The sequence below is a fragment of the Haloterrigena salifodinae genome (assembly GCF_003977755.1).
Taxonomy (GTDB): domain Archaea; phylum Halobacteriota; class Halobacteria; order Halobacteriales; family Natrialbaceae; genus Haloterrigena; species Haloterrigena salifodinae.
In genome coordinates this window covers 1-12,538 of the sequence record NZ_RQWN01000003.1, presented here as the reverse complement: position 1 = coordinate 12,538, position 12,538 = coordinate 1, and the positions used below count along the sequence as shown (strand labels likewise).

Below are 12,538 nucleotides of genomic sequence, written 5' to 3'. Positions count from 1 at the left end.
TGCCGTCGTTCTCTCCGGCTGGGAATATCGCATCCGTTTCCGGTAGCGATCGGTTTCGGTCGGGGCTAGGCGCCCGGGATGCCCAGCGCCTCGGGGGTGACGATCCCGAATATCGAGGCGGCGTACACGATCGCGACGGCGACGACCCAGGCGACGATGCCGATCGCGGCTGCGGTCCCCCAGCCGCCGGGGTAGCGCCAGTTGATCACGCCGATCCAGGCGACGAGCATCACCAGCACGCCGAGCAGCGGGATCCAGCCGACGAAGTAGCTCGTCAGCGCCCAGACGGCCGCGCCGATCAGCGCGGTCAGCGCGGCGTTGAAGGCGCTCGCGTCCCGGTCGAGGATGACCCGGGCACCGGCCAGGATCGCGACCGTCCCGACGAGCAGACTGAGCACGAAGATGATTGCGGAATCGATTACGGCCATAGTGAGTTAGGACTTCCAGCTCAGTTCGATCTCGATCGTTTCGCGACTGCCGCGGAGCATCGAGGAGCGCTCGACGACGTCGATCGAGAAGTCGACCTCCTCGGACGGGTTCAGCGAAACCGTCTTGTTGCCGACGTCGACGTTGATCTGCTCGTTCTCTCCGTCGAACTCCTCGGACAGCGTCGCCAGGAACGCTGCGAGTTCCGATCGCGGAAGTTTCTCGTCGGCCGTCGTCCGTTGAACCATACGCGCTAGTGGTGCCGATATCCGCAAAAGTATGGGCAGCGAACGGGTTCCTAACGGAGGTTTACCGCCGCAGACGCGGTCGAATCGCCATCGAATCCGAACCGAGACGAGCTAGAACAGGTTCGCCTGCTGGTAGACCGAAATCCCCTCGTCCGTGATCTCGTAGGGCTTCTTCTCCCGGGAGTGGTTCGCGTCCCGGATCTTCTGGATCTCGACGGCCAGGCGCGTCTCCCGGAAGTCGTCCGGCCGGATGTACTGCAGGACGAAGACCGCGTCCGTGAGGTACTCCACAATGCCGTACCGGGAGGCGTACGGCGACTCTTCGGACGCCTCGCTCGTCAGCAGGGCGGTGACGCCGGCCTCCTTCAGGCTCCGGGTGAAGTCGTAGATCTCGTTGCGGCGGGTCGCGCGGTCCTCGTACATCATCTCGAGCAGCGATACCGAGTCGAGGACGAGCCGCGCGGCGTCGAACTCCTCGATGAGCGTCGGAAGCTCGTTCGTGATCGATTGCAGGCTGTTGGCCATCTCGACGGGATCGACGTCGACGACGGCGAGTCGGTCCTCGGCGAGGTACTCGTCGAAGGGGTAGCCCTTCTCGGTCGCGCTGTCGATCACCCGCCGGCGGCTCTCCTCTAGGGTGATGTACACCGCGTTCTCCCCCCGCGCCAGCCCGTGCTCGAGAAACTGCAGGCCGAATGTCGTCTTCCCGGTCCCGGCGCTGCCCATCGCGACGAGCAAGGAGCGTTCGGGGACGCCGCCCTGGATCATCCGATCGAGCCCCTCGATGCCGAGCTCGAGTCGGGGGAGGTCGGAGTCGACCGCCTCGTCGAAGTCGGTCTCGGTGCCCGCCGCGAGGCCGAAGTCGAGCTCCGAGAACCCCTCGGGGCCGGTTTCGTCCGCGCCGGCGTTCGGAACGTCGACGTCCGCGAGCGCCGCGCCGAAGTCTTCGTCGAACAGTTCGCCTTCGCTTCCCCCATCTCCCTCGTCGGCCGTCTCGGCCGCCGTCTCACGCTGACTCGCGGCTTCAGCAGATTCGATGCCACCGAGCGCGCCGAACTGCTCGGCGGTCCCGTCGCCGGACGGTTCGTCCGCAGCGTCATCATCGTCGTTCGCGGACTCCTCGGCGTCCTCGAGCGCGCGCTCGAACCAGTCATCGGACTCGTCACGCACGGGGATCACCGTCACTGACGCCCGCTGCCCCGTGGCGGCCGTCGCCGGAAGCACTACCGTGCTCGAGGCTGCTCGCTCGCGGCGGTTGCGGCGATCGATCGAAATACCTCGGCGGGAGCGCCTCTATCATGCAGGATCTGGGACGGCGGCCGTCGCGGGCCGTTCACGTACTCGAGTGTCCCCCACCACGATGAATGTTGTTGCCGTCCCGACGGCGTGACGGGTGGCTTTTTGACGACGCAGCGGGTAGCCGCCGACGATGGACGTCGCCGTCGGCATCGTCGGCCAGCGAGGCAACGAGCGCGCACAGGGACTCGCCGCGTCGCTCGCGGAGACGCTCGAGCGAAGCGGACGCGATGGGGGGGAGACCGCGGTCGTCGTCGACGAGGCGACCGGCGAGGCGGTCGACGCGCCCGCGTGCCCGGTCGACGAGATGGACGACCGGGATCTCGTCGTGAGCATCGGCGGCGACGGCACGCTGCTGTTCGTCGCCCGCGAGGTCGGCCCCACGCCGATCCTCGGGGTCAACCTCGGCGAGGTCGGCTTTCTCAACGCCGTCACACCCGAGGACGCCGTCGACGTCGTCACCGATCTCGTCGCGGACTACCGCGAGACCGGCGCGTTCGAGGGGCGCGAACTCGCCCGCCTCGAGGCGACGAGCGAAGGCGCCGACTGGACCCTCGAGCCGGCGCTCAACGAAATCGTCGTCCACGGCCCGCGCCGGGGCCCGGGCGGCGGGGCGACCGTCGAGGTCCGCGTCGACGGCGGGCGATACGCCGCCAGCCACGCCGACGGCGTCCTCGTGGCGACGCCCGCGGGCTCGACCGCGTACAACTTGAGCGAGGGCGGGCCGCTGGTTCACCCGACGGCCGACGCGCTGGTCGTCACGCAGATGGCCGCCGCCGATTCGATGCCGCCGCTGGTCGTCGACCCGGACACGGATCTCTCGATTACGATTTCCGACTCCGACACCGCCTACGCGATCAGCGACGGGCGGAACCGACGGCGACTCGCCCCCCCCGCGACCATCACCGTCTCGGTCGCGGACGAGCCGATCAGACTCGTCGGGCCTCGCGGGGACTTCGTCTCCAGCCTCGAAAAACTCGACTGACGTCGGGACGGCGTTCCGCGAACGCTATCGGTGGGCCTGCTCTGCACCCTCGACGAGTCGCTCGAGTTGGGCCGGCGGGACGGCGCCGCGGGCGGCGTGATCCTCGTAGACGAACGTCGGAACGCCGGTTATGCCCCGCCGCTGGGCCGCCTGGAACTGGTCCTCGAGCTCCGTTCGGAGCCCGTCGTCGTCGACCGCCGAGCGGATCTCGTCGACCGGGAGCCCGACGGCCTCGGCGAGGTCCGCCAGGACGTCGGCGTCGCCGATGTCGCGGCCGTCCTGCCAGAGCGCCTGATAGATCGCCTCGTCGAAGGCCGCCCACTGCTCGGGGTACTCCTGCTTGACGTACCAGGAGGCCTGCTGGGCCGGCAGCGAGTCGACCTCGGTGGCCATGATCTGGTTCATCTCGACGCCGTACTCCTCCTGCAGTCGGCGGACGTTCTGCTTGGCCTGCTCGTAGTACTGGTCGTCCTTGCCGTCGTCGGCCTCGTGATCGATGGAACCGTCCGGGTTCCGCTTGCCGCTGCGGAGGTCGAACGGCTGCCAGTCGATCTCGAGGGGGGCCTCGCGCTCTTCGCGGTACTGCTCGAGTGATCGCGTCCCCAGGTAACAGAAGGGACAGACGTAATCGGCGTAAAGTTCGAGTCGATCGGGCGAATCGGCTGTCTCGGACATACCCGCGCTAGGGAACGACCACGGAAAAGTCGCCGGCAACCGGAAGATCGTCCGCTGAGGGGCCCAGTCGTCGACTCCGCCCGTCGCCGGCGATTCAGGCGCCGTTCGCGCCGTCGCCGGCGGCGACGCCTTCCTCGCTCCCCGCGTTGGCCTCGGTGACGTCCGGGAGGTTGGGGTCGCGGTAGGGGTTCCGGCCGTAGGCCGGTAGCTCGTCCTCGAGTTGCTCCTTGAGGACCCGTCGGAGCCGGTTCAGGCTGGTCGTGTCCAGCCCATAGTCGGCCGCGAGACGCTTGAACGTCTCCTCCTCGGTGATATCGTGGGCCCGGTACTGGGCGAACAGGTCGTCCATCCGGTCGGCCGACAGCGCCTGTGCGTCGATGTCGTTGAGCCCAAAATACTGCTGGCGGTCGACGTCGACCACGTGGCGGATGACTACCAGCGCGACCTTCTCGATCGCGCGCTGGCTGCCGAACTCGGTGAGATCGATCTCGTCCATGACCCCCAGCGCGAGGTCCCGCTGCCACGGCGTCACCTCGAGGGCGTTACACAGCGCCTGGGTCGTCCGCAGCCGGTCGAGCCGATGAGCGCGCTCGCTGTAGCCCGGCGTGGCCGCGTGCTGTTCGTCGTGCAGTCGGCGGACGCTCTCCGAGAGGTCCCCATCCGACGACTCCGCGCGGCCGATCACGGTCGCGCTCGGCGTGACGACGCCCCACTGGCGGACCGTCGAATCGCGCTGGACGTCCGCCCGCGAGAGCGACCCGGAACCGGGCCGGTTTTCGAGTCGGCGTTCGTCCTCGTACTCGAGTTGCGGGCTGTCGCCGACGGCCGCGGGTTCGTCGGGGCCTGGACCGGGTTCAGCACCGTCGTCTCTCATTACCGCTTGCTCGGACCGGCAGACGGAAAAAGGCACCTCCTAGTGAAACCGTCGCTCGATGGAACTGAAAGCCTCGGTGATACGAACTCGACGGTCGATCACCCGACGGCGCGACCACTCTCGAGGCTGGGGACGGTTTTCGACGCCGCGAAAAGCTCCTCGTAGCTTCACCTTGTAACCAGAGGTACTTAAAGAGACACTGGAACGTTGATCCCAGTCACCGCTCGAAGAGTAGCCTCGCTACTCGCGAATTGGGACTCCAGAAGGACCGCCTCTCCGTCGTATCTTCACCTTATGACCAAAAGCACTTAAAGCAGATCGGAGATCGTCCGCCCCGGTCGTTCGAGACGAACGGATGGATCGACAGCGGTAGAACCGAACGAATCGATCAGTACGACGGCTGGCTACGGACGACACTCCGGGTGAAAGACGCCGAGGTTCCCCGTACTTCCCGTGTCTCTCTGGCTCGCTTTGTACAATCTAACCCCCTCTATCTCCCGGCCACACACGTCACAGGTCATTAGCGAGTGCAGACGCTCACCCGAGTAAACCCTGTTGTGACTACGAGAACAGCAACAGCCGTGGTCTACCCGATGCAACAGTATCCAATTACGGGACGAAGTTGCCGCTAAGATCCTGGCCGACCGATACCTACGGAATGGCGCTCGGGGATCGAACCGATAGAGTCGCTGCTCTCGGTAGCAGCAACTGGTCAGTAGATACCCACTCGAGAAGACCGTTCTCCCGTCGTATCTTCACCTTGTGACCAGAAGCACTTAAAGAACGAGCGCGCCGGTCTTCGACCCCGTCTTACTGCACTGCCGCGATCAGCTCGTCGACGAACTCGTCTAGCCGCTCCGGATCAGGACCGCTGCGCGCGTGACGGCCGGGATCGATTTCGCGGGGCGGATGAGCGAACTCGCGGCCGACGGCGTCGCCGATCGGCACCGAACCGTCGCCGGCCCGCTTTCGCTCGAGCAACGTGCGGGCGCGTTCGATCCGATCGGCATCGAAAACGGACGGTGCCTGCTCGTCTAGGAAGCGGTCGAATTCGATTACCGGTAGCTCGTGGCCATCCTGCTCTCCGGTCGCCTTCAGGTAGCGAGCCGACATCGCCGCGCGGTGGATCGTCAGATTTCGCTTCACCGTGGGTTTCGTCTGCGTCTCGGCGAACCGCTCGTCGTCGACCGGGATCGTTCGCGTTCCGTCGTCGCTGCCCGCGTCGTCCGCACCGTCCCACGTCGCGACGACGTACTCGTCCTCGCGCGCCTCGAGGATCGGGAAGATCGCGTCGTCGTTACGGACCAGATGGTGCGAGATGTACTTGCGGTAGTTACTCGTCGCGATGCCCCGCCACGCGTGGTAGAGATCCATCGGATTGTACGTCCGTTCGACGTAATCGGCGAGTGTCGCGGGTTCGTACGCGATGCGGTAGCGGATTGGACTCCGGAGCAGATCGATCGCGCCGTCGTTGGAATCCGCGAGCAGTCGCGCGAACGTTCGGACGTCCCAGCCCTGCAGTTCGACGTCGCCGTCGTCCGTGTCGACGGCCTCGTGGATCGTCTCCGGTAGGCCCGCGAGGTGGGCGTAGCTACGGAGATCGTCCGGGACGAAGACGAAGCCGATGTCGTAGTCGCTTTCGGGGCTCGCCGCGCCCCAGGCGTGACTGCCGCGGGCGACCGCCAGCGCGACGCGCACCCCGCGGTCGCGCTCGAGGTCGGTCAGCAGGTCGTCGACGGTCTCGAAAACGGACTCGGGGACGGTAGACATGGCTGTGGCTCGTCCCTCGAGTGGTAGCGGTCCGCGAAAAGCCCTTCGTAGCTTCACTTTGTGACTAGAGACACTTAAAGAGCGAGCGGCGATCACCGCCGCTCGACCGGGAGCTATCGCTAACGAAGTAGACGACTCGAGAAGAACCGATCTCCCGTCGTATCTTCATCTTGTGACCAGAAGCACTTAAAGAAAAACGCGTAGCGACGGGTCTTGGGAAGAGCGTGAGCTGATCGTCTTGAAGACTGTCCTGTGGAGTCGCGTAATACGAATCCGACTGCGAACCCGTCGCTACGACATCGTTGAGGACTCGAGAAGAACCGTTCTCCCGTCGTATCTTCACCTTGTGACCAGAAGCACTTAAAGGACGCTCGAGGCTGACGGCGATTCGAGACTCCGTTTCGGTCGGGATTGGCCAACTGTACACCGAGGACTTCCCGTTCCGAAAGCTTGAATCGCTTCCTGCCCTGAATACGGACAATGAGTCATCAGCTTCCGGACGTGCAGGCAACGTCACCCGACGTCACCGTCGGTCTGAGTCAGGTCGGCGTCACCGGCGTCGACAAACTCGTCAAGATCGCCCGCGAGGGGAAACGACCGATCGTCCTCACCGCCGAGTTCGAGGTCTTCGTCGATCTCCCTGCCTGGCGCAAGGGCGCAGATATGAGCCGCAACATGGAGGTCATCGACGAGATTCTCGAGGAGGCCACCCGCGAGGAGGCCTACCGCGTCGAGGACGTCTGCGGCGACGCCGCCGAACGGCTCCTCGAGAAACACGACTACACGTCCACAGCCAAGGTCTCGATGGAAGCGGAGTTCATGCGCCGCGAGCAGACGCCCGCCAGCGACCGCGAGACCCAGCACACCGTCGACATCATCGCCTCCGCGACGGCTACCGAGGAGGGTACCCGTGAGGAGATCGGCGCGGAAGTCACCGGGATGACCGTCTGCCCCTGTTCGCAGGGGATGTCCGCTGCGCGCGCGAAACAGACGCTCGAGGACTTAGGCGTCGAGGAGGGGACGATCACCGAGTTCCTCGAGGAAGTGCCACAGCCGGGCCACTCCCAGCGGGGCCACGCGACGCTAACGGTCGAATCGAACGGAGATCCCGATGTCGACCTGAACGACGTCATCGACATCGCCCGGGACGCGATGAGCGCGCGGATCTACAATCTCGCGAAGCGGCCCGACGAGGACCACATGACCTACGAGGCTCACGCGGACGCGAAGTTCGTCGAGGACTGCGTGCGCGCGCTCGCTGAGGGCGTCGTCGACGAGTTCGATCACCTGCCCGACGACGCGGTGATCACGATGAAACAGTCCAACGACGAGTCGATCCACCAGCACAACGCCCACGCCGAACGGAAAGTCGAGATGGATACCCTGCGCGAAGAAGTCAACGGCGACGACTGATTCCGGACCCGTAACCACCGCGATTCGCGCCGGCCGCGAACGATTTTGGCGGCGACACCCTCTGCTGAAACAGCTTTCTCCCTTCGCAGATCTTCGTAGTCGCTCGTGATCGATGCCACCGATCACGGCCGGTTTCACTCCTTTCGGTCGCTCAGAACTCGAGCGGTTCCGCCTCCTCCCACCGGGGGACGAACTCCTCGTGGACGTTCGCGGCGAACTCCGGGTCCTTCAGATCGATCATGCCGAAGGCGTCGCCCGACGACAGCGGGTTCGGCACTTGAATACAGATCTCGACGCCGTCGATGATGTTGAACGAGCCCGAGATATCGTCGTTCGTCCGGACGTCGAAGTCGTCGCGCTGCTGGTGGGTCGTTCGGTACCGTCGACCCACGTCTTCCGAGAGCGAGCCGACCATCTCGCGGGTCATCAAGAGATCGATCGAGACGCCCCGGTCGAGTGCGTCCTCGAGTTGGGCGTTGACCGCCTCGCTGACGGTCTGGAGGTCCCACTGGGGGGCCGGATCAGCCGACACCATCACGATGTGATCGTCGGCGGCCGCGAGCCGTTCGAGCATGAGATCGACGGTCTCCTCGGGGCCGACGGCGGCGGTCCAGAACTGGTCTTCGACCGGTTCGGCCGCGTCGAGTTCGTTAGCCAGGTCGTCGACGATCGATTCGTACTGGTCGGCTTTCTCCTCGAGTTCGCGTTTCTTGTCCTCGAGAAGCCGGTCTAACGCCGTCGAGGGTTCGACGGCGACGTACTTCTTCGGCCGACTCGCGGTCTGGCTCCGGACGAGGTTGTACTGCTCGATGCTGTTGAGAACGTCGTAGATCCGTCCCATTGGCACGTCGCTGGCACGGGACAACTCCTTGGCCGTTGTGGGACCGGTATTGAGCAGCGACCGGTAGGCTCGAGCCTCGTACTCCGAGAGCCCGAGATCCCTGAGACTGGACATATTCTGAAAAAACTAACCGGGGAAATATAAACGCTGTGGTCGTTTGACAGACGGATGACTGAGCCGCCGGAAGCCGCCTCCTCCGCTCGCGTTACTCGAGGACCGACTGGACGCGTTCGCTCAACTCGGCGGGGGTTTCGGCGGTGTCCGAGCGCTGGTCGCCGCGTTCGACCCGCGCCAGCTCCGCCTCGAGGTCGGCGGCGGCGGGAACGACGACCTTCTCGTGGTCCGCCATTCGCAGGGCGGCCCGATGGAGGTCGGTTCCGGGGTCGGCCGCGACGCGGATCACCAGCGGTCCCTCGAGCAGCCGCGAGACAGTGGTCGCGTAGCGAGCCATCTGGACGCCGAAGCGATCGCTCGCGCCCGCGAAGGCCTCGAGCGTCTCTCGAGCGACCTCGCGGTAGCGCTCCTCGTCGGCCAGGACCGCGAGCTCTAGCAGCGCGTCCGCGAGCGCGACGTTCGTATCCAGCGGTCGAAGCGGGCGCTCGAGGAGTCCGGCCCCCGACGCCGGCCCGTCGAGGAACGACTCCCCGTCGCGGAGCCGATCGATCGTCGCGTCCGCAACCGCGGTCGCGGACGCCAGCGCGTCCGTCTCGAGGATGCTCGCGGTCGTCGTCAGCGCCGACAGGACGTAGGCCTGATTCGCGAGCAGCGGCGTCACCTCGCCGTCCGCGTCGCGTTCGACGTCCCCCTCGAGCGCGTGGACGGCGACGCCGTCCTCGAGCAGGTCGTTCCGAAGGGTCTCGAGCGCGCGTTCCGCGTACCGACGCGCCCGCTCGTCGTCGGTGTAAGCGTAGTAGGTAAGCAGTCCCTCGATCGCCAGCCCGTTCGGGCCGGCGAAGACCCCCTCGTCGACCGGCGGCTCGTCGGCCGCGGCGCGGTCGGTCGCGTCGATCGTGTGGGCGTCGTCCTCGCCGGGCGCCTGACTGTTCGCGAAGGCATCGGCCTCGTCGTTCCACAGCGTCGTCGTGAGGTAGTCAACGGTCCGCTCGGCGGGCTCGCGGTACTCGTCTTTGCCCGTCAGCAGGTAGGCGTTGGCGAACGCGCGCACGAGCGCGCCGTTGGAATCCAAGAGTTTCTCGTGTTGGAGTCCGGCCCAGTCGCGTTCGGCCGCGAACCGGTAGAAGCCCCCGTCGTACTCGTCCAACAGGTTCGCGCTGACCGCGTCGAAGGAGCGCAGGGCCATCTCTCGATCGCGCTTGAGGGCGAACTCGAGGGCATCGGGTAACGGGAACTTCGGACTCCCGCCCCAGCCGCCGGCGACTTCGTCGTAGGCCTCGGTCAGTTGGCCGAGCATCGCCGACTCGACGCCGCTCGTGAGCCGACCCGCGGGCGGGTTGTCCTCGCGAAGCGGGCGCGGGACGCGACCGGCGCCGCTGCCTTTCGTCTGCCACATGGTCCGGACGCTGTCCAGCACCTGTCGCATGCCGTCGGGCCCGAGATAGCCTGCGCCGGTCAGCACCGTTCCGTCCGGGGCTAAAAAGACCGTCGACGGGAACCCGCCCATGTTGTACCGATCGCGCACGCGCGAATGGCGATCGACGTCGACCCGAACGGGGACGAAACTGTCGTTGATATTCGCCGCGATGCGAGGCTCCGCGTAGGTTTCCGCGTCCATCTCGTGGCAGTGATCACACCACGTCGCGGTGAGCGAGAGCAAAACCGGGGCGTCCGCCTCCGCCGCCTCGTCGAAGGCGTCCTGTCCCCAGTCGCGCCACTCGACGCGCGTCTGGTCGTCCATACCGGAGCCTCGGCTGTTGCGGGCGTAAGCCCTTCGACTGCGGAACCGCCGCTGATCGGCGCAATTGCGAGACCGACGAGATCGGGCCTCCAGCGAGCAAAACTGTTCCAAAACGGTCGTTTCGCGGACGTGTAGTGAGAGTAAAGCGTTTTCACTCTCCGCCGGCTATGTCGACGTATGCTCCGGTGGATTGCCGCGTTGTTGCTCATCCCGTTTCTCGATGCGGTGTTACTCGGGTTCCTCGTCACTCAGTTCGGCGCGTTTACCTGGGTCGGGATGGTGCTGCTCGTCGTCCTGACCGGACTCGTCGGCATGCTGCTCGTCCGTGCCGAGGGTCGCCGAACTATCGGGAAGATGCAGCGGTCGCTGGCCGAGGGGCGACCCCCGACCAACGAACTGCTCGACGGTGGACTCCTGATCGCCGCCGGGGCCTTCCTGTTGACTCCCGGCCTCGTCACGGACGCCATCGGCTTCCTGCTGGCCGTCCCGATCACGCGGGTCCCGATCCGGGCCGCCCTCAAACGGTTCGTGATCGTCCCCTACGCGGACAAGAAGACCGGCGGCTTCGCCAGCGGCAAGGTCTGGACCTTCGGCTTCCCTGACGAGGGAACGACTCGAGGCGGGAGTTCCAGTGACGGCAACTCGACCGACAGCGGGACGTACGACCTTGGCGCCGACGACTACACGGTCGACGACCACGGCGATGAGGACTCATACACGATCGATTTCGTCGACGAGCGGCCCTCCGATTCCGGAGAGGATCTAGACGACGACCCCTCCGCCCGGTAGCGGTTCGCATGGGGCCCGAAGAAAGAAACGCTTAAACGTTCCACCCCGCAACTATTGAGTGCGAAGCGCGGGCCAATAGCTCAATTAGGTTGAGCGCCACTCTGATAAGGTGGAGGCTCTCGGTTCAAATCCGAGTTGGCCCATATTCTTGCGATGAACAAACCCGTGAGTCGAAACTATAGAATCCGAGTTGGCTCACTATTCTCGGCGAACTACTTCGTGAGCCGAGAATACGCGCGTGAGGAGTTGAATTACGGAAGTCGCACGCTCACGAGCGAAGTCACTCGAAACGGCTCCACCGGTTCGTGACTGAGCGGAGCTTCGCTCCGCGAGGTCTGCGAAGCTGAAGGCTTCGCTTGATGACGAGAGAGCGAAGCTCTCTCGAGCCACGAGTGAGACCGTCTTCCGGTGGTTCAAATCCGAGTCGCCCCATACTTTTGCAGTGAACCTCGCTCTGAGCTACAGGACTTACAGTGAGGATTTGCGCTCCGAACGGTGCACTCGCGAGCACAGCGAAGGAGATCCCCTCGAGACAGTTCTAATCGAACTTCCCTTCTTTTGCTGTGAATCACGCGACGGAGAGCCCGCGAGCAGCAATATAACCGACTCGATAGTACCGAACGAATCGCGCCACGAGTGCGGAACGCGAACGAATTAGGCGGTCTCGAGGCGTGGCAAATACGAGTCTTCGTCGCTCGCGTCGTGAGCCGAAGCGACGTCAGCTGCGGTCTGGGAGAGATTGATCCCCGCGTAGCATCGCATAGCGGGGCGCGAAGGATCGTCTTCGCGTCGTCTTGAGAGTGATTCGAAACTGCTCGAGGTGGCCCGAATGCGTCTGGGATCGCCTTTCCCGATAGCCAAGTTTGCAAGTTTCGAGATCGGGCTGACTCGAGGCAGTGGGTCGTCGATTCTCGGTAACGGATGAAGCGACCGATCCGAAACGTCTCAACAGAAATAGCGCACGCGTACGTGTGACCCATGAACGAAAATTAGCCAGCGGGGACACCGTTTCCCGGTAGACGAGTCGCCGCCAGCCGCAATCATCACGATCGTCTCGAAAGCCGTCCGTTGGCGCACTCAAGGGCCGAACTAGCTTCGTGAACGAGCATCTCTGCTCAGCGGTGCTCTGAACGAGATTTACCTACGACTGTGGTCTCGAGTTATTAGAATAGTTCGGACAGAAACACAATCATTATACATTGAATCTTGCATGGTAGTGCCTACCTTTGGAGTTTCGATTCAGAGGCCTTAAATAGTAACCAGCGATTGTGGTATAATACGCAGAAGATGAGGACCCTTCCCCTGCGGTCCGCCGTACAGAAGGGGTCTGATGTTAGCCTTGGTAGTTCGGTGACGCCCGATCGGT

At 64.7% G+C, this 12,538-nt stretch carries 11 protein-coding genes and 1 tRNA gene; 4 read left to right on the top strand and 8 right to left on the bottom strand.

Going from position 1 to position 12,538, the window contains the following annotated elements; translation table 11 throughout:
• Window positions 1-65 precede the first annotated feature (65 nt).
• The 3 genes from EH209_RS14595 to EH209_RS14585 all read right to left on the bottom strand — a co-directional run bounded on the left by EH209_RS14595 (window position 66) and on the right by EH209_RS14585 (window position 1,853).
• Window positions 66-428: a hypothetical protein gene (locus EH209_RS14595; RefSeq protein ID WP_126663627.1), complete on the bottom strand. Its 363-nt coding sequence runs from the start codon at window positions 426-428 to the stop codon at window positions 66-68.
• A gap of 6 nt (window positions 429-434) precedes the next feature.
• Window positions 435-674, bottom strand: a complete 240-nt coding sequence (locus EH209_RS14590; RefSeq protein ID WP_126663626.1) for an amphi-Trp domain-containing protein — start codon at window positions 672-674, stop codon at window positions 435-437.
• A 111-nt stretch (window positions 675-785) separates the two neighbouring features.
• Window positions 786-1,853 (bottom strand): KaiC domain-containing protein, encoded by a 1,068-nt coding sequence (locus tag EH209_RS14585; protein ID WP_126664238.1) that lies wholly within the window; start codon window positions 1,851-1,853, stop codon window positions 786-788.
• Between the two features lie 250 nt (window positions 1,854-2,103).
• Here EH209_RS14585 and EH209_RS14580 point away from each other — a divergent pair, with 250 nt between their 5' ends.
• A complete protein-coding gene (locus tag EH209_RS14580) occupies window positions 2,104-2,955 on the top strand; it encodes an NAD(+)/NADH kinase (RefSeq protein ID WP_126663625.1) in 852 nt (283 codons plus the stop codon).
• Between the two features lie 24 nt (window positions 2,956-2,979).
• Here EH209_RS14580 and EH209_RS14575 read toward each other — a convergent pair whose 3' ends face one another.
• The 3 genes from EH209_RS14575 to EH209_RS14565 all read right to left on the bottom strand — a co-directional run bounded on the left by EH209_RS14575 (window position 2,980) and on the right by EH209_RS14565 (window position 6,274).
• On the bottom strand, window positions 2,980-3,630 hold the full coding sequence (locus tag EH209_RS14575; protein WP_126663624.1) for a DsbA family oxidoreductase: 651 nt from the start codon (window positions 3,628-3,630) through the stop codon (window positions 2,980-2,982).
• Window positions 3,631-3,724: 94 nt separating this feature from the next.
• Complete coding sequence (locus EH209_RS14570; protein ID WP_126663623.1) at window positions 3,725-4,504, bottom strand: DNA-directed RNA polymerase subunit epsilon; 780 nt, start codon at window positions 4,502-4,504, stop codon at window positions 3,725-3,727.
• Window positions 4,505-5,314: 810 nt separating this feature from the next.
• Window positions 5,315-6,274 (bottom strand): nucleotidyltransferase domain-containing protein, encoded by a 960-nt coding sequence (locus tag EH209_RS14565; protein WP_126663622.1) that lies wholly within the window; start codon window positions 6,272-6,274, stop codon window positions 5,315-5,317.
• 480 nt (window positions 6,275-6,754) lie between these two features.
• Between EH209_RS14565 and mptA the strand changes: the two genes are divergently transcribed.
• Complete coding sequence (mptA, locus tag EH209_RS14560; RefSeq protein ID WP_126663621.1) at window positions 6,755-7,687, top strand: GTP cyclohydrolase MptA; 933 nt, start codon at window positions 6,755-6,757, stop codon at window positions 7,685-7,687.
• 151 nt (window positions 7,688-7,838) lie between these two features.
• Here mptA and EH209_RS14555 read toward each other — a convergent pair whose 3' ends face one another.
• Together EH209_RS14555 and EH209_RS14550 are read right to left on the bottom strand one after the other, a co-directional pair.
• Window positions 7,839-8,642, bottom strand: a complete 804-nt coding sequence (locus EH209_RS14555; protein ID WP_126663620.1) for a TrmB family transcriptional regulator — start codon at window positions 8,640-8,642, stop codon at window positions 7,839-7,841.
• A gap of 91 nt (window positions 8,643-8,733) precedes the next feature.
• Entirely contained in the window at window positions 8,734-10,383 is a 1,650-nt protein-coding gene (locus EH209_RS14550; protein ID WP_126663619.1) for a DUF255 domain-containing protein, read from the bottom strand.
• A 177-nt stretch (window positions 10,384-10,560) separates the two neighbouring features.
• Between EH209_RS14550 and EH209_RS14545 the strand changes: the two genes are divergently transcribed.
• Both EH209_RS14545 and EH209_RS14540 read left to right on the top strand, forming a co-directional pair.
• Window positions 10,561-11,172: an FxsA family protein gene (locus tag EH209_RS14545; RefSeq protein WP_126663618.1), complete on the top strand. Its 612-nt coding sequence runs from the start codon at window positions 10,561-10,563 to the stop codon at window positions 11,170-11,172.
• A gap of 69 nt (window positions 11,173-11,241) precedes the next feature.
• Window positions 11,242-11,315 (top strand) — tRNA-Ile (locus tag EH209_RS14540).
• The last annotated feature ends 1,223 nt before the right edge of the window (window positions 11,316-12,538 follow it).